This window comes from Escherichia sp. E14V7 (assembly GCF_004212225.1).
Classification (GTDB): domain Bacteria; phylum Pseudomonadota; class Gammaproteobacteria; order Enterobacterales; family Enterobacteriaceae; genus Escherichia.
This window is the reverse complement of the sequence record NZ_RHJJ01000010.1, coordinates 290,417-313,626: the sequence shown is the minus strand read 5'-3', so window position 1 is coordinate 313,626 and position 23,210 is coordinate 290,417. Positions and strand designations below refer to the sequence as shown.

The window sequence follows — 23,210 nt, the reverse complement described above, 5'->3', positions numbered from 1 at the left end:
ACTTGCCTCAATATAATCCAGACTATAACATGCCTGATAGTCTTCGTAATATCATCGCTCGCTGATGATGATAATTAGCTAATTGAGTAAGGCCAGGATGTCAAACACGCCAATCGAGCTTAAAGGTAGCAACTTCACCTTATCAGTGGTTCATCTGCATGAGGCAGAGCCTAAGATTATTCATCAAGCGCTGGAAGACAAAATCGCTCAGGCCCCCGCATTTTTAAAACATGCACCCGTCGTACTCAATGTCAGTGGCCTCGAAGAACGGGTCAACTGGTCAGCAATGCACAAAGCTATCTCAGCAACTGGCTTGCGGATAATTGGCGTCAGCGGTTGTAAAAATGCGAAACTGAAAGCTGAAATAGAAAAGATGGGGCTACCAATCCTGACTGAAGGAAAGGAAAAAGCGCCACGTTCAGCTCCCGTTCCCCAGGCACCAGCGCAAAATACGATCCCGGACACAAAAACACGTTTAATAGATACGCCTGTGCGTTCCGGTCAGCGCATTTATGCTCCACAATGTGATTTGATTGTTACAAGTAATGTAAGTGCAGGAGCAGAATTGATCGCGGATGGTAACATTCATGTCTATGGCATGATGCGCGGTCGTGCGCTGGCCGGGGCAAGTGGTGACCGGGAAGCGCAAATATTTTGTACTAACCTGATGGCCGAACTAGTATCTATTGCTGGTGAATACTGGCTGAGTGATAAAATCCCAGTAGAATTTTATGGCAAAGCGGCACGGCTGCAATTAGTCGAAAACGCTTTGACCGTTCAATCGTTAAATTGATCCCTTTTTAACAAGGAATTTTTATGGCACGCATTATTGTTGTTACTTCGGGGAAAGGGGGCGTTGGAAAGACCACCTCCAGCGCGGCCATCGCCACTGGTTTGGCCCAGAAGGGAAAGAAAACTGTCGTGATCGATTTTGATATCGGCTTGCGTAACCTCGACCTGATTATGGGTTGTGAGCGTCGGGTCGTGTACGATTTCGTCAACGTCATTCAGGGCGATGCAACGCTAAATCAGGCGCTAATTAAGGATAAGCGTACTGATAACCTCTACATTCTCCCGGCATCGCAAACTCGCGATAAAGATGCCCTCACCCGCGAAGGGGTGGCCAAAGTTCTTGATGACCTAAAAGCGATGGACTTTGAGTTTATCGTTTGTGACTCACCGGCGGGTATTGAAACCGGTGCATTAATGGCTCTTTATTTCGCTGATGAAGCCATTATTACCACGAACCCGGAAGTCTCATCAGTTCGTGACTCTGACCGTATTTTAGGTATTCTGGCGTCGAAATCACGTCGCGCAGAAAACGGCGAAGAACCCATTAAAGAGCACCTGTTGTTAACGCGCTATAACCCTGGTCGCGTGCACAGAGGAGACATGCTGAGTATGGAAGACGTGCTGGAAATCCTGCGCATCAAACTCGTCGGTGTGATCCCAGAGGATCAATCCGTATTGCGCGCCTCTAACCAGGGTGAACCAGTCATTCTCGACATCAATGCCGATGCGGGTAAAGCCTACGCAGATACCGTAGAACGCCTGTTGGGTGAAGAACGCCCTTTCCGCTTCATTGAAGAAGAGAAGAAAGGCTTCCTCAAACGCTTGTTCGGAGGATAAGTTATGGCATTACTCGATTTCTTTCTCTCACGGAAGAAAAACACGGCCAACATTGCAAAAGAACGGCTGCAGATTATTGTTGCTGAACGTCGTCGCAGCGATGCAGAACCACACTATCTGCCGCAGTTGCGTAAAGATATTCTTGATGTCATTTGTAAATACGTACAAATTGATCCCGAGATGGTAACCGTACAACTCGAGCAAAAGGATGGCGATATTTCCATTCTTGAGCTTAACGTGACCTTACCAGAAGCAGAAGAGCTGAAATAAGCTGTATTAGCTCAAACCTGATCTGACAGTTACCGGTTGTTTATACTGGTATCTGTCAGATTGCATTTGGTCTAAATTTTGTTCTCCCCTTCTATTGTCAGCTCAAATCGCCGCTAATTCACACTATTGCCACCAGAGCGAAATTACTTACCTTGCCTTTTTTGACAAATATTTTTTACATTTAAATCACACAACAATATTGATATTTCAGATCGCCTAACCTTTACAATACCATGTTAACACCTGATGACATTTCTTGAAGAAAATATTTCAAATCAATGAGTTAATCCTTATTTAAGATTATTCCCATTCAAGCATAAAACACAATTATTATTATACCATTCGCGCTCATTTTGAATTATCTGAATAATAGCGAGCGTTCTTTAGTTAAGTGAATATTAATTAAAGACGAAATTATTGTGTGTGCAACTTACTTAATACCGGACATCTAAGTTGAAGAAAAAAATACTCGCCTTCGGGCTTATCTCAGCATTGTTCTGCTCCGCACCAGCAATGGCGGATATGAATCGCACCACGAAAGGTGCGCTGTTAGGTGCAGGCGTAGGTTTACTGACTGGCAATGGCGTTAATGGTGTGCTGAAAGGCGCTGCTGTGGGCGCTGGTGTTGGTGCAGTAACTGAAAAAGGTCGTGACGGCAAAAATGCCCGCAAAGGTGCGAAAGTGGGTGCTGCCGTTGGTGCAGTCACTGGCGTGTTGACCGGCAATGGTCTGGAAGGCGCGATTAAAGGTGCTGTAATTGGCGGCACAGGTGGTGCCATTCTGGGTAAAATGAAATAAGGAATGATGATGAAAAAATTTGCATTACTGGCTGGTCTGTTTGTTTTCGCACCAATGAGCTGGGCGCAGGACTACAATATTAAGAACGGTTTGCCGGCAGAAACCTATATTACTTGTGCTGAAGCTAACGAAATGGCAAAAACTGACAGCGCACAGGTTGCAGAAATTGTGGCTGTAATGGGTAACGCCAGCGTTACGAGCCGTGATTTAAAAATCGAGCAATCTCCGGAACTCAGTGCCAAAGTGGTAGAAAAACTGAACCAGGTTTGTGCTAAAGATCCGCAAATGCTGTTAATTACCGCCATTGATGACACCATGCGTGCCATTGGCAAAAAATAATCATTAATGCAGTACCGCGCCGATTGATTCGGCGCGTTTTTTTAGCAGGCGAAGGAATCAGAACTTATATTTAAATCCCACCATCACTGCGGTGTCATTGTAGCCATTATCACCGAGTTGAACGCCAACATTTCCCCAGACGCTGACCGCTGGATTCAGATTGCCATTTACGCCAGGTTTAATTTCCCCCTGATTACGCGCACTGCCAGCAACTCATTTAGCCGTTTTCTGACAGTGATAACAGAAGGATTAAGGCTGATCCCTATGGCTAACGAGTTTTCCTCTTAACCGATTAACCACATTGATCGCCAACCAAACCAACGCATTTAGCAAATTTATAGTAACAAGCACTTCTCCCAACCAGGTGCTGGGTTTGGCAAAAAGGATAACCAGGAAAGTGATTAGCATAAATGCAATGGAGAAAATGATATATAAAGTAAAATAATCCAGATTATTACTCTTGTTCATGCTACTGATGGTAATCCTGTCAAAAATTTCAGACAATTATAGCAAACAAAATAATGAACAATAGTAACAAGACGAAACGAGCTAATTAGCTGTCTATAATTACGTCACCTCACGCTCAAGCGATCATTTTTCACTCAACCACCACTTTCACCTTCGGTTTTGAGAGAATAATTTTGACCAGCTCAATATATGTCACCGGTTTATAGAAATAGTATCCCTGTTGGAACGTGATGTTGTTTTGGTTCAGGTAATCGAGCTGCTCCTTCGTCTCAACACCTTCAGCGACAATACTGATAGAAAGTTTGCGCGCCAGATCCAGCACGCAGTCCAGGATCCGGGTGGAATCGGGATCTGCGTTGACCCGCCCGACGAAGCTGTGATCAATCTTGATATAATCAATATGTAGATCATGGAGATAAGAAAGCCCCGAGTATCCAGTACCAAAATCATCCAGTGCGATGACAAAACCATTTTCATGCAAAATGTTTAGTCGCTGGACCAGACTTTCATCAACATGCAAAGGCTCACGCTCAGTGACTTCAAGCACGAGATTCAAATCACGGCGCGTGAAGCTGCCCTTGTATTTCAGGCATTCTTCAACAAATGTCGGCGAAATAATATGCGAGGCGCTGAAATTTATCCCAACATGAAAACCTTCTGGCAGTTTACTTTCGATCGCATTCATTTGTTTGGCGACCTGGCTCATCAAACTTTGGGTGAGCGGAACTATCAACCCTGATTTTTCGGCAAGAGGAATGAAAGCCGCAGGAGAGATATATCCTCCCCGAGGGTGTTTCCAGCGGGCAAGGACTTCCACGCCGCGTAACGTCCCTTCCAGCCCATTTACCACTGGTTGATAAAAAGGCACAATTTCACCGTTATGTATTGCCCGCCGCAGGATCTCTTCCGGTGTCGCGCTTTTGTTGAAATATTTATCAAGCAGGAAGACAACGGCGCAGGAAATCAACAAAATGAATATCAAAATCCCCAGACCTTTATCGATAAGTCTGCTAAAGCTAAATAGAGGCGGCTGGTTATAAATAATACTGAAATGATATTTTGTGGAACTGACTCGTCCAGAAAAATGATTTTTACCATTGAGAGCTGTCACATCTCCCGACGGGCCAATAATGCTACCGCCAACGAGTAAAGTATATTTCGCCCCCTTCAACGGCACATTGAGCGCGCCACGAATATGTTGATCGCTAATAGTCACCAAAACTCGGGTATCTGCGAACTGATTCTGATAAAGCAAAATGGGCATTTTATTAACAGTATCGATTGCCGGAGCTAGCAGTAAATTGCTTTCAGGAATCACGGGTATACGTGATAGCAGTACGTGGTTCCCCGGCAATGAAGTACACCAGACCGCATCTTGTTTGAGAATGATGATCGTACGCAGATGTGGCTTGAGCGCTGCTTCTGTACCTAGTTGATATTGTTCATCCAGATCACACCCTTTTCTGGCTATTTCCCGTACCGTTTGAATCGCCTGTGACGCTTCCTCAAGTATATAATTGATATTGTTTGCGGCATATCTCGCCCCTGCCAGGCTCTCCGCTTTTGCGGAATACCAGAGCTGGATGTTCAAAATAGAGACGCCGGTAATAAACAGGCAAACCGCAGCGAGGATAGGGATAAGTGTATTGCGCATCTGCGTGTCCCTGACAACAGGTTAATAGAGGGGGTTGACATTCATTCGCTCAATCTGGCGTCTACAGAGAGCATGGTCGAGAGAATCAGAAATATCCACGCATCAGATGAAATTTTGCCCAACATGCCGCAAGTCTTTCAATGACTGATGAAAAACTAATGTTCGCGCTGATCAATGGGTCTTTAAGCAGAGAAGAGGCATGGGGTAATAATTCGGGAACAAAAATACAGGTTGAGCACGTTTCTGTTTAGCTTTAACTTTCGCCTTTATGCATATGTTAATCAATAGGTTGAATGTATTTCTGTACCAGCAATTCCAGCTTTTTCAGCGTTTGTATCGCCGTTGAGTCAAGTCCATAACATTTCAATTCTTCTGCCGAGTGAAATCTAACGTTGACCTGACCTCCGGGTAACTGGCGAAGGAGTACCCTGAAAGGTAAATCCAGAGCGAGGTCTGGATGTTCCAACATCAAAGGCGTTCCCTTTTCAGGATTACCAAATACCAGAACAGTAGTTGGCGGCATTACAAGCCCTGCATTACGGGCAGCTTTTGCGTGGTCAAACTCGCCAAATAAAACCAGACCATTATCTGATACCGCCTTAAGAAGACGTGTTCTGGTATGTTCGAAGTCAAATGCACTATTGAATTGAATCATAACGTTTTTACCATTAACACAATAATCAATGTGAACGATGAGACAACCGTAATATAAATACAAAATATTATAACCTGAGCTTGCTCATATTTTTGAACATCAGAGAAATAACATTTTCTGATGAGTCCCTTTAATCAACCAGAATTAAAACAATCGCAATATCCACTATGTTTATAAAATCACCCTATGGTAACAAGATAATGTAGACTCTGATTCCATAAAGCACTCCCTTCCGAAACGCTGCAGTTACAAATTGTAAAGATTAATTTACTTTGTTTATATTTTGACTGTCTGGTTATATCTCAGTGGATATGTAAAATTAATAACAGCTGGTGATCATTCAGTAGTTGACTATAGAAAATTCGCCAGCCGGTCACAGACACGCATCTTTACAGGGCGTGTCTGCATTTTTTGTTATGATGTATTGTGATGTATATAGTAGTACTGGTGAATTATGAGCAATCTGAATCCATGCCTGGCGTGTGGTGCCTGTTGTGCATTTTTCCGCGTCTCTTTTTACTGGGCCGAAGCAGATGATGCAGGCGGCACTATCCCGGCTCATCTTACTGAGCAAATATCCCCTTACCACCGATGTATGAGCGGTACTAACCAGAAGGATCCACGTTGTGTCGCCCTGGCAGGAACGCCTGGAAAAAACGCATGTTGCACCATATATAAGAATCGCTCATCGACATGTCGAGAATTCGCCATGTCTGGCGAGGATGGGAAGATTAATGAGGCATGTAATCGCGCCCGCGCAAAATATGGGCTACCTCCAATTTAAAAAGCACTTTTCATTTTTAATGGGCGCTATAAAACTGCGTATCCATGATTATATTCTGAAGTAACATGCCCATTGCCCGAGTATCAAGAATACAATGCCATATCTTCCTGGTACCGGGCAACATTTTGGTGAAAACTGCCATTTTAAAAATTCAGTTCTTGATGATCATTCTTGATATTTTACGTAACAATTAACAGGCATTACATTCTGATATTTCGACTGTAAACCATTACGTTTTTCGCGCAATGCCCACCCATCGGATGATCCTTTGCCGTTAATCATGAGATAATTAAAATCAGTAATTTCGATTAGTCTTATTTTTTAGATGAGAGTCTTTTTATATGTTTTTTAACATTCTTTAATAATAAGAAATCTGCCATAAAGACAGATTTCTTTAATTTATAATTAGAGATTTGCAACGTTATGATATACTTTTTGAACATCGTCGTCATCTTCGAGGGCATCAATAAGTCCTTCAAAGATTTCTAAATCTTCTGGTGAAAGCTCAACTTCTGATTGAGCAATCATTTCTAATTCTGTTGTTGAGAACTCAGTAATTCCAGCTGCTTTTAGAGCTGCAATTCCTTTGTGAAGGTCTGTAGGCTCAGTATAAATAACGATGTTTCCTTCTTCTTCGGTCACATCACGGACATCCACTTCAGCTTCAAGCAAAATTTCAAAAATACGGTCAGGGTCAGTTCCTTTAAATACAATCACGCCAGTATTGTCAAACATATAGCTGACAGAACCTGCCGCGCCAATGTTACCGCCTTTTTTATTGAAAATTGTACGAACGTTAGCAATCGTACGGTTAACGTTTGAAGTCAACGTTTCAGCGATAATCATTGAACCATTGGGTCCAAAGCCTTCATAACGTCCTTGTACGAACGTTTCGTCTCCGCCACCTTTGGCTTTATCAATAGCTTTATCAATAACGTGTTTTGGAACTTGCGCCTGCTTCGCGCGTTCAATAACAAACTTTAAAGAAGTGTTTAATTCCGGGTCTGGTTCACCTTGTTTAGCCGCAGCATAGATTTCCACACCGAATTTTGCGTATACTTTAGACGTTGCCCCGTCTTTAGCCGTTTTTTTAGCTACGATATTGGCCCATTTACGTCCCACTGGAATAATCTCCTCGAAATTTATTTACATCAATAACAGGTTGATAACCTGCGATTTTCGTCATATTATATCATAACATGGAAAATTTCGTCTATGAGAATTAGAAATAAGATAAATGTATAGCGGCACTTTAATTTTTTATTATTTTAAAATGTTACCAGATTATTTTTCGGATTTAGTTTTAGCTTTTTGCTCTTAATTATTGAAACGCTATAATAATACCTAAGGCAAAAATAATGTGTTGATATATAAATTATTTTTTCTTATGTTAATGTTAATTCATTCCAACCTGAGCTCAAGCACTCTTTCTTAACAACGAAAGGCCATAAAATGAATATCGAAGCATTTGCTTTTGGCACCACCAACTGGGGTGAAGTCGAAAAAACAGAACATCCCGGGGAAACAGGCATGGCCTACTGGCGCACACAATTTTTTGGTCACAAGCCGAACCAAATCCGTGTTCGAATGGTTGAATATACCCCAGGTTACCTGGCGGATCATTGATGCAGTAAAGGTCATATCCTTTTATGCATAGAGGGAGAACTCGAAACACAGCTCGCAGATGGCCGCAAATTCACTTTAACTGCGGGGATGAGTTATCAGGTTGGTGATAACGCAGAGCCACATCAGTCCAGAACGGAGACAGGAGCAAAACTCTTTATTGTGGACTAACGGATTCGTCGTTGTCGCGATTGCGACGTCCGATTCTGGCACAGAATTGGAACCTGGCAGTAAAACAACCATCTGACCATCCCCCAACTACCTGGGGATTTTGATAACTTATTTTGATAACCGTTAGCATCCTGACAAAAATAACGGGAGCGTTACGCTCCCGTTATTGGATTTAATAAATTACCGAATTACATGTTCTTGATGATCGCATCACCAAACTCTGAACATTTCAGCAGCTTAGCGCCTTCCATCAGACGTTCGAAGTCATAGGTTACGGTCTTCGCGTTGATTGCGCCTTCCATACCTTTAACAATCAGGTCAGCCGCTTCAGTCCAGCCCATATGGCGTAACATCATCTCAGCGGAAAGGATGATAGAGCCTGGGTTAACTTTGTCCTGACCGGCATATTTCGGCGCAGTACCGTGGGTAGCTTCAAACAGGGCGCATTCGTCACCGATGTTTGCGCCAGGGGCGATACCGATACCGCCAACCTGCGCTGCCAGGGCGTCAGAAATGTAGTCACCGTTCAGGTTCATACAGGCGATAACATCATATTCAGCCGGACGCAGCAGGATCTGTTGCAGGAATGCATCAGCAATCACGTCTTTAATGACGATCTCTTTGCCGGTGTTCGGGTTTTTAACTTTCAGCCACGGGCCGCCGTCGATCAGTTCACCGCCAAACTCTTCACGCGCCAGCTGGTAGCCCCAGTCTTTAAACGCGCCTTCGGTGAACTTCATGATGTTGCCTTTGTGCACCAGGGTCACAGAGTCACGATCGTTAGCAATTGCGTATTCGATCGCTGCACGAACCAGACGTTTGGTGCCTTCTTCCGAACACGGCTTAATACCGATACCGCAATGTTCCGGGAAGCGAATTTTCTTCACACCCATCTCTTCACGCAGGAATTTAATTACTTTCTCAGCGTCGGCAGAGTCTGCTTTCCATTCGATACCTGCATAAATGTCTTCCGAGTTTTCACGGAAGATAACCATATCGGTCAGTTCAGGGTGTTTAACCGGGCTTGGGGTGCCCTGATAGTAACGTACCGGACGCAGGCAGATGTAGAGATCCAGTTCCTGGCGCAGGGCAACGTTCAGAGAGCGAATACCGCCCCCAACCGGAGTGGTCAGCGGGCCTTTAATAGCAACGCGATATTCACGAATCAGATCAAGGGTTTCAGCAGGCAGCCAGACATCCTGACCATAAACCTGTGTGGATTTTTCACCGGTGTAAATTTCCATCCAGGAGATTTTACGCTCGCCTTTATAGGCTTTCTCGACTGCAGCGTCGACCACTTTCAGCATGGCTGGGGTTACATCTACACCGATTCCATCACCTTCAATGTAAGGGATAATCGGATTTTCAGGAACGTTGAGTTTGCCGTTTTGCAGGGTGATCTTCTTGCCTTGTGCCGGAACAACTACTTTACTTTCCATTCACCTCTCCTTCGAGCGCTACTGGTTTGCTCGTCTGCCACCACGTTGCATATGCGTTTGCGTCCTGCGATACGGATGCTTTAGAGCAATTTTTTGTTAATGATTTGTAATTAGCTTGTCAATACTACCCTATTGTTTGCCGTCATGAAAGATGCGCGTTATTAGGCTATAATGCGGCAATTCATAATCTCTGAAAATACCATGCAAAAAACTTCTTTTAGAAATCACCAGGTTAAGCGATTCAGCTCGCAACGCACTAACAAACGCAAGCCAGAAAACCAGCCCACGCGTGTGATCCTGTTCAATAAACCTTACGATGTCCTGCCACAGTTCACCGATGAAGCCGGGCGCAAAACATTAAAAGAATTCATCCCGGTTCAGGGCGTTTATGCGGCAGGTCGTCTTGACAGAGATAGCGAAGGGTTACTGGTGCTGACCAATAATGGTGCACTACAGGCACGTTTAACTCAGCCGGGCAAACGCACCGGGAAAATCTATTATGTGCAGGTGGAAGGCATTCCCACACAAGACGCACTTGAAGCCTTGCGCAATGGCGTAACCTTAAATGATGGCCCTACCCTGCCCGCAGGCGCGGAGCTGGTTGAAGAACCAGAGTGGTTATGGCCACGTAATCCGCCAATTCGTGAACGTAAAAGTATTCCCACCAGCTGGCTGAAGATTACTTTATATGAAGGACGTAATCGCCAGGTGCGCCGCATGACCGCCCATGTCGGTTTCCCTACGCTGCGACTGATTCGTTATGCCATGGGCAATTACACACTGGATAATCTCGCTAACGGCGAATGGCGAGAAGCAACAGAATAAGGATGCACAATGTTTAAACCGCACGTTACCGTCGCCTGCGTGGTACACGCAGAGGGCAAATTTTTAGTTGTTGAAGAGACGATTAACGGTAAAGCGTTATGGAACCAACCGGCGGGACATCTGGAAGCGGATGAGACGCTAGTGGAAGCGGCTGCGCGTGAGCTGTGGGAAGAAACCGGCATCAGCGCGCGACCGCAACACTTCATCCGCATGCATCAGTGGATTGCGCCAGATAAAACGCCGTTTTTGCGTTTCCTGTTTGCTATTGAGCTTGAGCAAATTTGCCCGACGCAACCTCATGACAGCGATATCGACTGCTGCCGTTGGGTCAGCGCCGAAGAAATTTTACAGGCGTTAAATTTGCGTTCGCCGCTGGTGGCGGAAAGTATTCGTTGTTATCAAAGCGGGCAACGCTATCCGCTGGAGATGATTGGCGATTTTAACTGGCCTTTTACAAAGGGTGTCATCTAAAAGGCTGCGTGATAGAATACGCCGCCTTGAAGTTCAATGTCGTGAGTAATCCAATGTCTGAAACCGCAAAAAAAGTGATCGTCGGCATGTCCGGCGGTGTCGATTCCTCCGTTTCTGCCTGGCTGTTGCAACAACAGGGATATCAGGTCGAAGGCCTGTTTATGAAGAACTGGGAAGAAGACGACGGTGAGGAATATTGCACAGCGGCAGCGGATCTGGCTGATGCCCAGGCGGTCTGCGATAAGCTCGGCATTGAACTGCACACCGTCAACTTTGCTGCCGAATACTGGGACAACGTCTTCGAACTGTTCCTTGCCGAATATAAAGCCGGTCGCACGCCGAATCCGGATATTCTGTGCAACAAAGAGATCAAATTTAAAGCCTTCCTCGAATTTGCCGCCGAAGATTTAGGTGCCGATTATATCGCTACCGGTCATTACGTGCGTCGGGCAGATGTCGATGGCAAGAGCCGCCTGCTGCGTGGTCTGGACAGCAATAAAGACCAGAGCTACTTCCTTTATACGCTCAGCCATGAGCAAATTGCGCAAAGCCTGTTCCCGGTCGGCGAACTGGAAAAACCGCAGGTGCGTAAGATTGCTGAAGATCTCGGTCTGGTCACCGCGAAGAAAAAAGACTCTACCGGCATTTGCTTCATTGGCGAACGTAAATTCCGCGAGTTCCTGGGCCGTTATCTCCCGGCGCAACCGGGCAAAATCATTACCGTCGATGGCGATGAAATTGGTGAGCACCAGGGGCTGATGTATCACACCCTCGGTCAGCGTAAAGGTCTGGGTATCGGTGGCACTAAAGAAGGCACCGAAGAACCGTGGTATGTGGTCGATAAAGACGTCGAAAACAACATTCTGATTGTTGCGCAGGGCCATGAACACCCACGTCTGATGTCTGTCGGTCTGATTGCCCAGCAGTTGCACTGGGTCGATCGCGAACCATTCACCGGCACTATGCGTTGCACGGTAAAAACCCGCTATCGCCAGACTGACATTCCGTGCACCGTCAAGGCGCTGGACGATGATCGCATTGAAGTGATTTTCGATGAGCCCGTTGCCGCCGTGACGCCGGGCCAGTCTGCCGTCTTCTATAACGGTGAAGTGTGCCTCGGTGGCGGTATCATTGAGCAGCGTCTGCCGCTGCCGGTCTGATTATTGTCTTTAATTACAACAAGGAAGCAGTGAACGTGGCAAAGAATTACTATGACATCACCCTCGCCCTGGCCGGTATTTGTCAGTCGGCACGCCTGGTGCAACAACTCGCTCACCAGGGGCATTGTGATGCCGATGCGCTACACGTCTCACTCAACAGTATTATTGATATGAACCCCAGCTCGACGCTGGCGGTTTTTGGCGGTAGCGAAGCCAACCTGCGCGTCGGGCTGGAAACCCTGCTCGGCGTGCTCAATGCCAGCAGTCGTCAGGGCTTAAACGCTGAGCTAACCCGCTACACGCTAAGCCTGATGGTGCTTGAGCGCAAACTTTCCTCAGCGAAAGGTGCGCTCGACACTCTGGGCAACCGGATCAACGGCCTGCAACGCCAGCTCGAACACTTCGATTTACAGTCCGAAACGCTGATGAGCGCGATGGCCGCCATCTATGTTGATGTGATAAGCCCGCTTGGCCCGCGCATTCAGGTCACCGGCTCCCCTGCCGTACTGCAAAGCCCACAGGTGCAGGCGAAAGTTCGCGCAACCCTGCTGGCAGGCATTCGCGCCGCCGTGCTCTGGCACCAGGTTGGCGGCGGACGTCTGCAACTGATGTTTTCTCGTAATCGCCTGACCACTCAGGCAAAACAAATTCTTGCTCATTTAACCCCGGAGTTGTGATCTATGGAATTATCCTCACTGACCGCCGTTTCCCCTGTCGATGGACGCTACGGCGATAAAGTCAGCGCGCTGCGCGGGATTTTCAGCGAATACGGTTTGCTGAAATTCCGTGTACAAGTTGAAGTACGTTGGCTGCAAAAACTGGCCGCGCACGCAGCGATCAAGGAAGTTCCTGCTTTTGCTGCCGACGCAATCGGTTACCTTGATACAATCGTCGCTAATTTCAGTGAAGAAGATGCATCGCGAATCAAAACCATCGAGCGTACCACTAACCACGACGTTAAAGCGGTTGAGTATTTCCTGAAAGAAAAAGTGGCGGAGATCCCGGAACTGCACGCGGTTTCTGAATTCATTCACTTTGCCTGTACTTCGGAAGATATCAATAACCTCTCCCACGCGTTGATGCTGAAAACTGCGCGTGATGAAGTGATCCTGCCATACTGGCGTCAACTGATTGACGGCATTAAAGATCTCGCCGTTCAGTATCGCGATATCCCGCTGCTGTCCCGTACCCACGGTCAGCCAGCCACGCCGTCAACCATCGGTAAAGAGATGGCAAACGTCGCCTACCGTATGGAGCGCCAGTACCGCCAGCTTAACCAGGTGGAGATCCTCGGAAAAATCAACGGCGCGGTCGGTAACTATAACGCCCACATCGCCGCTTACCCGGAAGTTGACTGGCATCAGTTCAGCGAAGAGTTCGTCACCTCGCTGGGTATTCAGTGGAACCCGTACACCACCCAGATCGAACCGCACGACTACATCGCCGAGCTGTTTGATTGCGTTGCGCGCTTTAACACCATTCTGATCGACTTTGACCGTGACGTTTGGGGTTATATCGCCCTTAACCACTTCAAACAGAAAACCATTGCTGGTGAGATTGGTTCTTCCACCATGCCGCATAAAGTTAACCCGATCGACTTCGAAAACTCCGAAGGGAATCTGGGCCTTTCCAACGCGGTATTGCAGCATCTGGCAAGCAAACTGCCGGTTTCCCGCTGGCAGCGTGACCTGACCGACTCCACCGTGCTGCGTAACCTCGGCGTGGGTATCGGTTATGCGCTGATTGCGTATCAATCCACCCTGAAAGGCGTGAGCAAACTGGAAGTGAACCGTGATCATCTGCTGGATGAACTGGATCACAACTGGGAAGTGCTGGCTGAGCCAATCCAGACTGTTATGCGTCGCTATGGCATCGAAAAACCGTACGAGAAGCTGAAAGAGCTGACTCGCGGTAAGCGCGTTGACGCCGAAGGCATGAAGCAATTTATCGACGGTCTGGCGCTGCCAGAAGAAGAAAAAGCACGCCTGAAAGCGATGACGCCGGCTAACTATATTGGTCGTGCCATCACTATGGTTGATGAGCTGAAATAAGCCTCGTATCAGTGCCGGATGGTGATGCCGTCCGGCCTGTTTATTAAGATAATCCGCTTTTCTATTTACACCTCCCTTCCCCACTGGTTTATTTAATGTTTACCCCCACAACCACATAATCGCGTTACACTATTTTTATAATTAAGACAGGGAGAAATAAAAATGCGCGTACTGGTTGTCGAAGACAATGCGTTGTTACGTCACCATCTTAAAGTTCAGATTCAGGACGCTGGTCATCAGGTCGATGACGCAGAAGATGCCAAAGAAGCCGATTATTATCTCAACGAACATTTACCGGATATTGCGATTGTCGATCTCGGTTTGCCTGACGAAGATGGTTTGTCGCTGATCCGTCGCTGGCGTAGTAATGATGTTTCACTGCCAATTCTGGTTTTAACCGCCCGTGAAAGCTGGCAGGACAAAGTCGAAGTATTAAGCGCCGGTGCTGACGATTACGTGACTAAACCCTTTCATATTGAAGAAGTGATGGCACGGATGCAGGCATTAATGCGGCGTAATAGCGGCCTGGCTTCACAGGTTATTTCACTGCCGCCGTTTCAGGTTGATCTCTCCCGTCGCGAATTATCCATTAGTGACGAAGTCATCAAACTGACCGCATTTGAATACACCATTATGGAAACCTTGATCCGTAACAACGGCAAAGTGGTCAGTAAAGATTCATTGATGCTACAACTCTACCCAGATGCCGAACTGCGGGAAAGTCATACCATTGATGTTCTGATGGGCAGGCTGCGCAAAAAAATTCAGGCGCAATACCCGCACGAGGTGATTACCACCGTTCGCGGCCAGGGTTATCTTTTCGAATTGCGCTGATGAAAAAATTACTGCGTGTTTTTTTCCCGCTCTCGCTGCGGGTACGTTTTCTGTTGGCGACGGCCGCGGTAGTACTGGTGCTTTCACTTTCCTACGGTATGGTTGCCCTGATCGGTTATAGCGTTAGTTTCGATAAAACGACGTTTCGTCTGTTACGCGGCGAGAGCAATTTATTCTATACACTGGCGAAATGGGAAAACAATAAGCTACATGTTGAACTGCCGGAAAATATCGACAAGCAAAGTCCCACGATGTCTCTGATTTATGACGAGAACGGCAAATTATTGTGGGCGCAGCGTGACGTTCCCTGGCTGATGAAAATGATCCAGCCTGACTGGCTGAAATCCAATGGTTTTCACGAAATAGAGGCTGACGTGAACGATACCAGCCTGCTACTGAGTAACGATCTCTCTATTCAGCAGCAGTTGCAGGAAGTTCGGGAAGACGACGACGATGCAGAAATGACCCACTCGGTAGCCGTTAATGTCTATCCGGCAACGGCGCGAATGCCAAAACTCACCATTGTGGTGGTCGATACCATTCCCGTAGAGCTTAAAAGTTCCTATACGGTATGGAGCTGGTTTCTCTATGTACTCCTGGCCAACCTGCTGTTAGTGATCCCGTTACTGTGGGTCGCCGCCTGGTGGAGCTTACGCCCTATTGAAGCCCTGGCGCGAGAAGTCCGCGAACTGGAAGAACACCACCGTGAACTGCTCAACCCTACAACAACGAGAGAACTGACCAGCCTGGTGGGTAACCTAAACCGACTTTTAAAAAGCGAGCGTGAGCGTTACGACAAATACCGCACTACGCTCACAGACCTGACTCACAGCCTGAAAACGCCTCTGGCGGTGCTACAAAGTACGCTACGTTCTTTGCGAAGTGAAAAGATGAACGTCAGTGAGGCGGAACCGGTGATGCTGGAACAAATTAGCCGTATCTCGCAACAAATTGGTTACTACCTACACCGAGCCAGTATGCGTGGCGGGACATTACTTAGCCGCGAACTACATCCAGTGGCCCCGTTGTTGGACAATCTCACATCGGCACTGAATAAAGTTTATCAGCGTAAAGGCGTCAATATTTCCCTCGATATCTCGCCAGAAATTAGCTTTGTCGGCGAGCAGAACGATTTTGTTGAGGTAATGGGCAATGTACTGGATAACGCCTGTAAGTATTGCCTCGAGTTTGTCGAAATCTCCGCAAGGCAAACTGACAAACATCTCTACATCGTGGTCGAAGATGATGGACCAGGGATCCCGCAAAGCAAGCGTGAGGTAATTTTCGACCGTGGTCAGCGTGTTGATACTTTACGCCCCGGGCAAGGCGTGGGGCTGGCGGTCGCTCGTGAAATTACTGAACAGTACGACGGAAGAATCATCGCCGGAGAGAGCATGCTCGGCGGTGCGCGAATGGAGGTGATTTTTGGTCGCCAGCATTCCTTGCCGAAAGATGAATAAATATGTCCTTTGTTCACGCATAACAGTATGCATCCGTTATAATCGGTTGCAGATACCCGCCTATGGACGCTTAACATGGAATACCAACTCACCCTTAATTGGCCCGATTTTCTTGAACGTCACTGGCAGAAACGTCCCGTGGTGTTAAAACGCGGCTTTAATAATTTTATTGACCCTATTTCTCCCGACGAGCTGGCGGGCCTGGCGATGGAAAGTGAGGTCGACAGCCGGCTGGTCAGTCATCAGGATGGCAAATGGCAGGTCAGTCACGGGCCATTCGAAAGCTACGACCATCTGGGCGAAACCAACTGGTCATTGCTGGTCCAGGCGGTTGATCACTGGCATGAACCGGCCGCCGCGCTGATGCGTCCGTTCCGTGAATTACCGGACTGGCGCATTGACGACCTGATGATCTCGTTTTCTGTGCCTGGAGGCGGCGTCGGTCCGCATCTCGATCAGTACGATGTGTTTATTATTCAGGGTACAGGTCGCCGTCGCTGGCGGGTAGGTGAAAAACTGCACATGAGGCAGCACTGCCCTCACCCGGATCTGTTACAGGTTGATCCGTTTGAAGCGATTATTGATGAAGAGCTGGAGCCAGGCGATATTCTTTATATTCCGCCAGGGTTCCCGCACGAAGGCTACGCGCTGGAAAATGCGATGAACTATTCCGTTGGTTTTCGTGCGCCGAATACGCGGGAACTGATCAGCGGATTTGCCGATTACGTGCTGCAACGTGAGCTGGGCGGTAATTACTACAGCGATCCGGATGTCCCGCCTCGCGATCATCCGGCAGACGTTCTGCCGCAGGAGATGGATAAACTGCGTGAGATGATGCTTGAGTTGATCAACCAGCCGGAACACTTTAAGCAATGGTTTGGCGAGTTTATATCCCAGTCACGTCATGAACTGGATATCGCGCCGCCGGAGCCGCCTTATCAGCCAGATGAAATCTACGATGCGCTGAAACAAGGTGATGTGCTGGTGCGCCTGGGTGGTCTGCGCGTCTTGCGCATCGGCGACGATGTTTATGCCAATGGTGAGAAAATTGATTCCCCGCACCGTCCGGCGCTGGATGCACTCGCCAGCAATATTGCACTGACCGCTGAGAATTTTGGCGACGCACTGGAAGATCCGTCATTCCTCGCGATGCTCGCGGCGCTGGTCAATAGCGGGTATTGGTTCTTCGAAGGGTAAATTTGAATTGAAGCCGGATGCGGCATCATATGCCGCATCCAATTTCGCTTACTTCCGTTTCGCCGTTAACTCGGCAATTCGCACAATCACTTGCACTGCTTTTTCCATTCCTTCCAGAGTGACAAACTCATGTTTGCCATGATAGTTATAACCGCCGGTAAACAGATTCGGGCACGGTAATCCCATAAACGACAACTGCGCACCGTCAGTACCACCACGGATCGGTTTCAGGTCTGGTTCAATATCGCAATCGCGCATCGCCTGCTGGGCAATATCAAGAATATGCGGATGCTCAACGACTTTCTCGCGCATGTTGTAGTAACTGTCTTCAATCACCAGTTCAATGTAGCAATCCGGGTGTAACCCTTTTCCCACTTTCTTGGCAATTTCCATCATTTTACGTTTACGCGCTTCAAACTGTTTACGGTCGAAATCACGGATGATGTAGTGCATATCGGCGCGCTCAACAGTGCCTTTCATGCTTGTCAGGTGATAGAAGCCTTCATAACCTTCCGTAGCTTCCGGGCTTTCATCTGCCGGTACTTCCGCATGAATGCGTGCCGCCAGCGACAGCGCATTCACCATCACACCTTTTGCCGTACCCGGGTGAACATTGTTGCCGACGATTTTGATATTCACCGAAGCAGCGTTGAAGTTTTCAAACTCCAGTTCACCTACGCCACCACCATCTACGGTGTAAGCCCAGCGGGCATCAAAGGCTTCAACATCAAAATGTTTCGCCCCTTTACCCACTTCTTCATCAGGCGTAAAGGCAACACGAATATCGCCATGCGGAATATTTTTCTGCTGCAATACCGCCAGCGCGGTCATGATTTCTGCAATACCTGCTTTGTCGTCAGCACCCAACAATGTTTTACCGTCAGTGGTGATCAGCGTCTGTCCCAGCAGTTGATGCAGTACCGGGAACATGACCGGTGACAGGACTTCGTCGCCGACGCCCAACGCAATGTCGCCGCCACGATAGTTTTCAACAATCTGCGGGTTCACATTTTTACCGCTGCAATCCGGTGAGGTATCCACATGAGAAATAAAGCCAATCGCCGGAATATCGCCAGGAACGTTAGCCGGTAGCGTCGCCATCAACGTTCCTTTCTCACTTAAGGTCACATTGATAAGACCCATTTCTTCCAGCTGATCTTTCAGCAGATGCAATAATTTCCACTGGCCTTCCGTGCTGGGAACTTGTCTCACCCCCGCTTTTGATTGGGTATCGAGAGACACGTAGTTCAAAAAACGCTCAAGTAGTTTATCCATGTAGTCACCCTCACTTTTCGTGACAACATTATTAAGAAGCAGGAAAAGACAAATATTGCGTCAGGTCACTTTTACCCCTGCAATCGGGAATATTTATCAACATTACCTTAATGAATATAAAGCTAAGCCAGTAATTCACAACAAGGATTGGCGATCCAAGTAGTTTGCCGTAGAATTACGGCCCTCTTTAAGAGTCACCAAGGTGGTTAACCACAAACCCCGCTTCGGTAAGCCATCCGTTGCGTTTACATGGGACAGAGTAAAAAATTGAATAAACAACCGAGTTCGCTTTCACCGCTGGTGCAATTGGCGGGAATTCGCAAATGCTTTGATGGTAAAGAGGTCATTCCCCAGCTGGATCTGACTATCAACAATGGCGAGTTCCTCACGCTGCTTGGCCCTTCTGGCTGCGGTAAAACAACCGTTCTTCGCCTGATTGCGGGTCTGGAAACTGTTGATTCTGGACGCATCATGCTGGATAACGAGGACATCACCCACGTTCCGGCGGAAAACCGCTATGTGAACACCGTTTTCCAAAGCTACGCGCTATTCCCCCACATGACCGTATTCGAAAATGTGGCCTTTGGTTTGCGTATGCAAAAAACCCCTGCTGCTGAAATTACGCCTCGCGTGATGGAAGCTTTGCGGATGGTGCAACTGGAAAGCTTCGCTCAACGCAAACCGCATCAACTCTCAGGCGGTCAACAGCAACGCGTCGCCATTGCCCGCGCGGTGGTTAACAAGCCTCGCCTGCTGCTGCTTGATGAGTCGCTCTCGGCGCTGGATTACAAACTGCGCAAGCAAATGCAGAACGAGCTGAAAGCGTTACAGCGTAAGCTTGGTATTACCTTCGTCTTTGTCACTCACGATCAGGAAGAAGCGCTCACCATGTCAGACAGGATTGTGGTGATGCGCGAGGGTCGTATTGAGCAGGATGGTACACCGCGCGAAATTTACGAAGAGCCGAAGAATTTATTTGTTGCCGGATTCATTGGCGAGATCAATATGTTCAACGCCACGGTGATCGAGCGACTCGACGAGCAGCGCGTACGGGCTAACGTTGAAGGTCGCGAGTGTAATATCTACGTTAACTTCGCCGTAGAACCGGGGCAAAAACTGCATGTTCTGCTGCGCCCGGAAGACTTACGTGTTGAAGAGATTAACGACGACAACCACGCTGAAGGGCTGATTGGTTACGTTCGCGAGCGTAACTACAAAGGCATGACGCTGGAGTCGGTTGTTGAACTGGAAAATGGCAAGATGGTGATGGTGAGCGAATTCTTCAATGAAGACGATCCTGACTTTGACCACTCTCTCGACCAAAAAATGGCCATTAATTGGGTAGAAAGCTGGGAGGTCGTACTGGCTGATGAAGAACACAAGTAAGTTCCAGAATGTAGTGATTGTCACTATTGTCGGTTGGCTTGTGTTGTTTGTCTTTCTGCCCAACCTGATGATCATTGGCACCAGCTTTTTGACCCGCGACGACGCCAGTTTTGTCAAAATGGTCTTTACGCTGGATAACTACACGCGTCTGCTCGATCCGCTCTATTTTGAAGTGCTATTGCACTCGCTGAATATGGCGCTGATCGCCACCCTCGCCTGCCTGGTGCTGGGCTACCCGTTTGCCTGGTTTCTGGCGAAGCTGCCACACAAGGTGCGTCCGCTGCTGCTGTTTCTGCTGATTGTTCCCTTCTGGACCAACTCACTGATTCGCATCTACGGGCTGAAAATTTTCCTCAGCACCAAAGGCTATCTCAACGAGTTTTTGCTCTGGCTGGGCGTTATCGACACACCAATTCGTATCATGTTCACGCCCAGTGCGGTGATTATCGGTCTGGTTTACATTCTGCTGCCGTTTATGGTGATGCCGCTGTACTCCAGTATCGAAAAACTGGATAAGCCGTTGCTGGAGGCGGCGCGCGATCTCGGTGCCAGCAAGTTGCAGACTTTTATCCGCATCATTATTCCACTGACGATGCCGGGGATTATTGCCGGATGTCTGCTGGTGATGCTGCCAGCGATGGGCCTGTTCTATGTGTCCGACCTGATGGGCGGTGCGAAAAACCTGCTGATCGGTAACGTCATCAAGGTCCAGTTCCTTAATATTCGTGACTGGCCGTTTGGTGCAGCCACCAGCATTACGCTGACTATCGTAATGGGCCTGATGTTGCTGGTTTACTGGCGCGCTTCTCGTTTGCTGAATAAGAAGGTGGAACTCGAATGATCGGTCGACTGCTTCGCGGCGGTTTTATGACCGCTATCTACGCGTACCTGTATATCCCAATCATTATTTTGATTGTGAACTCCTTCAACAGCTCGCGCTTTGGCATCAACTGGCAGGGTTTTACCACCAAATGGTATAGCCTGCTGATGAACAACGACAGCCTGTTACAGGCAGCGCAGCATTCACTGACGATGGCGGTGTTTTCGGCGACGTTTGCCACGCTTATCGGTTCACTGACGGCAGTTGCGCTGTACCGCTATCGCTTTCGTGGTAAGCCGTTCGTTAGCGGAATGCTGTTTGTGGTGATGATGTCGCCAGATATCGTGATGGCGATTTCTCTGCTGGTGCTGTTTATGCTGCTGGGTATTCAGCTTGGCTTCTGGTCGCTGCTGTTCTCGCATATCACCTTCTGCCTGCCGTTTGTGGTGGTGACGGTGTATTCGCGCCTGAAAGGTTTTGACGTGCGAATGCTGGAAGCGGCGAAAGATCTCGGTGCCAGTGAATTTACCATTCTGCGAAAAATCATCCTGCCACTGGCAATGCCAGCGGTGGCGGCGGGTTGGGTGTTAAGCTTTACCCTGTCGATGGACGATGTGGTGGTTTCTTCGTTTGTCACCGGGCCGAGTTATGAAATTCTGCCGTTAAAAATTTATTCGATGGTCAAAGTCGGCGTATCGCCGGAAGTTAACGCGCTGGCAACCATATTACTGGTGCTGTCGCTGGTGATGGTTATTGCCAGCCAGCTTATTGCTCGTGATAAAACGAAAGGTAACACAGGGGACGTTAAATGAAAAAATGGTCACGCCACCTGCTCGCGGCGGGTGCTCTGGCACTGGGCATGAGCGCCGCTCACGCTGATGACAACAACACACTGTATTTCTACAACTGGACCGAGTACGTACCGCCAGGACTGCTCGAACAGTTCACCAAAGAAACCGGCATTAAGGTTATCTATTCGACTTACGAGTCGAACGAAACCATGTACGCCAAACTGAAAACGTACAAAGACGGTGCCTATGACCTGGTGGTTCCTTCAACCTATTACGTTGATAAAATGCGTAAAGAAGGGATGATCCAGAAGATCGACAAGTCGAAGTTAACAAACTTCAGCAATCTCGATCCAGAAATGCTCAACAAGCCGTTTGATCCGAATAACGACTACTCCATTCCGTATATCTGGGGTGCGACGGCGATTGGCGTTAACGGCGATGCGGTGGATCCGAAATCTGTCACCAGCTGGGCCGATCTGTGGAAGCCTGAGTACAAAGGCAGCCTGCTGCTGACCGACGATGCCCGTGAAGTATTCCAGATGGCGCTGCGTAAGCTGGGCTACTCCGGTAATACCACCGATCCGAAAGAGATTGAAGCTGCGTATAACGAGCTGAAAAAACTGATGCCAAACGTCGCGGCGTTTAACTCCGATAACCCGGCAAACCCGTACATGGAAGGCGAAGTTAACCTCGGCATGATCTGGAACGGCTCTGCTTTCGTTGCTCGCCAGGCGGGTACGCCAATTGACGTGGTATGGCCGAAAGAAGGCGGCATTTTCTGGATGGACAGCCTGGCGATCCCGGCAAATGCCAAAAACAAAGAAGGCGCGCTGAAACTGATCAACTTCCTGCTGCGCCCGGATGTGGCAAAACAGGTTGCCGAAACTATCGGTTATCCAACACCAAACCTCGCCGCGCGCAAACTGTTAAGCCCGGAAATAGCGAACGACAAGACGCTCTACCCGGATGCTGAAACCATTAAAAATGGCGAATGGCAGAGTGACGTTGGCCCAGCCAGCAGCATTTATGAAGAGTATTATCAGAAGCTGAAAGCAGGACGTTAATTCAGCAAACGGGCGGTGGTATTACCGCCCGTTTTTTATTTAGCAA

The 23,210-nt window shown here is 48.0% G+C and carries 24 protein-coding genes and 2 pseudogenes; 19 read left to right on the top strand and 7 right to left on the bottom strand.

The features are described 5' to 3' along the window. The first annotated feature begins 97 nt into the window (after positions 1-97). The 5 genes from minC to D9741_RS12670 all read left to right on the top strand — a co-directional run bounded on the left by minC (position 98) and on the right by D9741_RS12670 (position 3,036). Entirely contained in the window at positions 98-793 is a 696-nt protein-coding gene (gene minC / locus D9741_RS12690) for a septum site-determining protein MinC (RefSeq protein WP_130215951.1), read from the top strand. Positions 794-816: 23 nt separating this feature from the next. Next, on the top strand, positions 817-1,629 hold the full coding sequence (gene minD / locus D9741_RS12685; protein WP_064528664.1) for a septum site-determining protein MinD: 813 nt from the start codon (positions 817-819) through the stop codon (positions 1,627-1,629). 3 nt (positions 1,630-1,632) lie between these two features. Then, entirely contained in the window at positions 1,633-1,899 is a 267-nt protein-coding gene (minE, locus tag D9741_RS12680; protein ID WP_001185664.1) for a cell division topological specificity factor MinE, read from the top strand. Positions 1,900-2,352: 453 nt separating this feature from the next. Next, positions 2,353-2,697 (top strand): YMGG-like glycine zipper-containing protein, encoded by a 345-nt coding sequence (locus D9741_RS12675; RefSeq protein ID WP_064528662.1) that lies wholly within the window; start codon positions 2,353-2,355, stop codon positions 2,695-2,697. A gap of 3 nt (positions 2,698-2,700) precedes the next feature. Beyond that, complete coding sequence (locus D9741_RS12670; RefSeq protein ID WP_074399524.1) at positions 2,701-3,036, top strand: YmgD family protein; 336 nt, start codon at positions 2,701-2,703, stop codon at positions 3,034-3,036. 57 nt (positions 3,037-3,093) lie between these two features. Here D9741_RS12670 and D9741_RS12665 read toward each other — a convergent pair. The 4 genes and pseudogenes from D9741_RS12665 to D9741_RS12650 all read right to left on the bottom strand — a co-directional run. Continuing rightward, a pseudogene (locus D9741_RS12665) lies at positions 3,094-3,237 on the bottom strand (autotransporter outer membrane beta-barrel domain-containing protein); the annotation flags it as partial. Positions 3,238-3,285: 48 nt separating this feature from the next. Continuing rightward, positions 3,286-3,504, bottom strand: a complete 219-nt coding sequence (gene ymgF, locus D9741_RS12660) for a cell division-associated protein YmgF (protein WP_130215949.1) — start codon at positions 3,502-3,504, stop codon at positions 3,286-3,288. A gap of 130 nt (positions 3,505-3,634) precedes the next feature. Beyond that, a complete protein-coding gene (locus D9741_RS12655) occupies positions 3,635-5,158 on the bottom strand; it encodes a cyclic diguanylate phosphodiesterase (RefSeq protein ID WP_130215947.1) in 1,524 nt (507 codons plus the stop codon). Between the two features lie 277 nt (positions 5,159-5,435). Further along, a complete protein-coding gene (locus D9741_RS12650; protein WP_130215945.1) occupies positions 5,436-5,813 on the bottom strand; it encodes a DUF302 domain-containing protein in 378 nt (125 codons plus the stop codon). Between the two features lie 454 nt (positions 5,814-6,267). Here D9741_RS12650 and D9741_RS12645 point away from each other — a divergent pair, with 454 nt between their 5' ends. Continuing rightward, positions 6,268-6,597 carry a YkgJ family cysteine cluster protein gene (locus D9741_RS12645; protein WP_130205601.1) on the top strand — a complete coding sequence of 110 codons (330 nt, stop codon included), beginning with the start codon at positions 6,268-6,270 and terminating at the stop codon, positions 6,595-6,597. Positions 6,598-7,002: 405 nt separating this feature from the next. Here D9741_RS12645 and D9741_RS12640 read toward each other — a convergent pair whose 3' ends face one another. Further along, a complete protein-coding gene (locus tag D9741_RS12640; protein WP_130205599.1) occupies positions 7,003-7,719 on the bottom strand; it encodes a YebC/PmpR family DNA-binding transcriptional regulator in 717 nt (238 codons plus the stop codon). A 330-nt stretch (positions 7,720-8,049) separates the two neighbouring features. Between D9741_RS12640 and D9741_RS12635 the strand changes: the two are divergent. Further along, positions 8,050-8,391: pseudogene (locus D9741_RS12635) on the top strand (DHCW motif cupin fold protein). 188 nt (positions 8,392-8,579) lie between these two features. Here D9741_RS12635 and icd read toward each other — a convergent pair. After that, positions 8,580-9,830 (bottom strand): NADP-dependent isocitrate dehydrogenase, encoded by a 1,251-nt coding sequence (gene icd, locus D9741_RS12630; RefSeq protein ID WP_000444487.1) that lies wholly within the window; start codon positions 9,828-9,830, stop codon positions 8,580-8,582. A 171-nt stretch (positions 9,831-10,001) separates the two neighbouring features. On the opposite strand from icd, the gene rluE reads away from it, so the two are divergent. The 8 genes from rluE to roxA all read left to right on the top strand — a co-directional run bounded on the left by rluE (position 10,002) and on the right by roxA (position 17,828). Further along, positions 10,002-10,655, top strand: coding sequence for a 23S rRNA pseudouridine(2457) synthase RluE (rluE, locus tag D9741_RS12625; protein ID WP_130215943.1), 654 nt, complete (start codon positions 10,002-10,004; stop codon positions 10,653-10,655). A gap of 9 nt (positions 10,656-10,664) precedes the next feature. Next, positions 10,665-11,126: a phosphatase NudJ gene (gene nudJ / locus D9741_RS12620; RefSeq protein WP_130215941.1), complete on the top strand. Its 462-nt coding sequence runs from the start codon at positions 10,665-10,667 to the stop codon at positions 11,124-11,126. Positions 11,127-11,179: 53 nt separating this feature from the next. Continuing rightward, entirely contained in the window at positions 11,180-12,286 is a 1,107-nt protein-coding gene (mnmA, locus tag D9741_RS12615; RefSeq protein WP_001353282.1) for a tRNA 2-thiouridine(34) synthase MnmA, read from the top strand. 35 nt (positions 12,287-12,321) lie between these two features. Next, positions 12,322-12,963: a high frequency lysogenization protein HflD gene (hflD, locus tag D9741_RS12610; protein ID WP_001297479.1), complete on the top strand. Its 642-nt coding sequence runs from the start codon at positions 12,322-12,324 to the stop codon at positions 12,961-12,963. Positions 12,964-12,966: 3 nt separating this feature from the next. Continuing rightward, positions 12,967-14,337: an adenylosuccinate lyase gene (gene purB, locus D9741_RS12605; protein ID WP_130215939.1), complete on the top strand. Its 1,371-nt coding sequence runs from the start codon at positions 12,967-12,969 to the stop codon at positions 14,335-14,337. 162 nt (positions 14,338-14,499) lie between these two features. Next, a complete protein-coding gene (phoP, locus tag D9741_RS12600) occupies positions 14,500-15,171 on the top strand; it encodes a two-component system response regulator PhoP (RefSeq protein WP_130205589.1) in 672 nt (223 codons plus the stop codon). Beyond that, positions 15,171-16,631, top strand: coding sequence for a two-component system sensor histidine kinase PhoQ (gene phoQ / locus D9741_RS12595; protein ID WP_130215937.1), 1,461 nt, complete (start codon positions 15,171-15,173; stop codon positions 16,629-16,631). Before phoP ends, phoQ begins: the two co-directional genes overlap by 1 nt. 75 nt (positions 16,632-16,706) lie before the next feature. After that, the gene (gene roxA, locus D9741_RS12590) at positions 16,707-17,828 is read left to right on the top strand and encodes a [50S ribosomal protein L16]-arginine 3-hydroxylase (protein ID WP_130215935.1); all 1,122 of its coding nucleotides are present in this window, start codon (positions 16,707-16,709) and stop codon (positions 17,826-17,828) included. A gap of 48 nt (positions 17,829-17,876) precedes the next feature. Here the strand turns inward: roxA and pepT are convergent, their stop codons facing one another. Next, positions 17,877-19,103: a peptidase T gene (gene pepT, locus D9741_RS12585; protein ID WP_130205583.1), complete on the bottom strand. Its 1,227-nt coding sequence runs from the start codon at positions 19,101-19,103 to the stop codon at positions 17,877-17,879. A gap of 249 nt (positions 19,104-19,352) precedes the next feature. Between pepT and potA the strand changes: the two genes are divergently transcribed. From potA to potD, 4 genes are read left to right on the top strand one after another with little or no spacing between them, the layout of a single operon-like run. After that, positions 19,353-20,489: a spermidine/putrescine ABC transporter ATP-binding protein PotA gene (gene potA / locus D9741_RS12580; RefSeq protein ID WP_130205581.1), complete on the top strand. Its 1,137-nt coding sequence runs from the start codon at positions 19,353-19,355 to the stop codon at positions 20,487-20,489. After that, positions 20,473-21,330: a spermidine/putrescine ABC transporter permease PotB gene (gene potB / locus D9741_RS12575; RefSeq protein ID WP_000799401.1), complete on the top strand. Its 858-nt coding sequence runs from the start codon at positions 20,473-20,475 to the stop codon at positions 21,328-21,330. Before potA ends, potB begins: the two co-directional genes overlap by 17 nt. Next, positions 21,327-22,121, top strand: coding sequence for a spermidine/putrescine ABC transporter permease PotC (gene potC, locus D9741_RS12570; protein ID WP_000580316.1), 795 nt, complete (start codon positions 21,327-21,329; stop codon positions 22,119-22,121). The genes potB and potC overlap by 4 nt, the downstream gene beginning before the upstream one ends. Continuing rightward, positions 22,118-23,164 carry a spermidine/putrescine ABC transporter substrate-binding protein PotD gene (gene potD, locus D9741_RS12565; protein WP_130215933.1) on the top strand — a complete coding sequence of 349 codons (1,047 nt, stop codon included), beginning with the start codon at positions 22,118-22,120 and terminating at the stop codon, positions 23,162-23,164. Before potC ends, potD begins: the two co-directional genes overlap by 4 nt. Positions 23,165-23,210 lie beyond the last annotated feature (46 nt).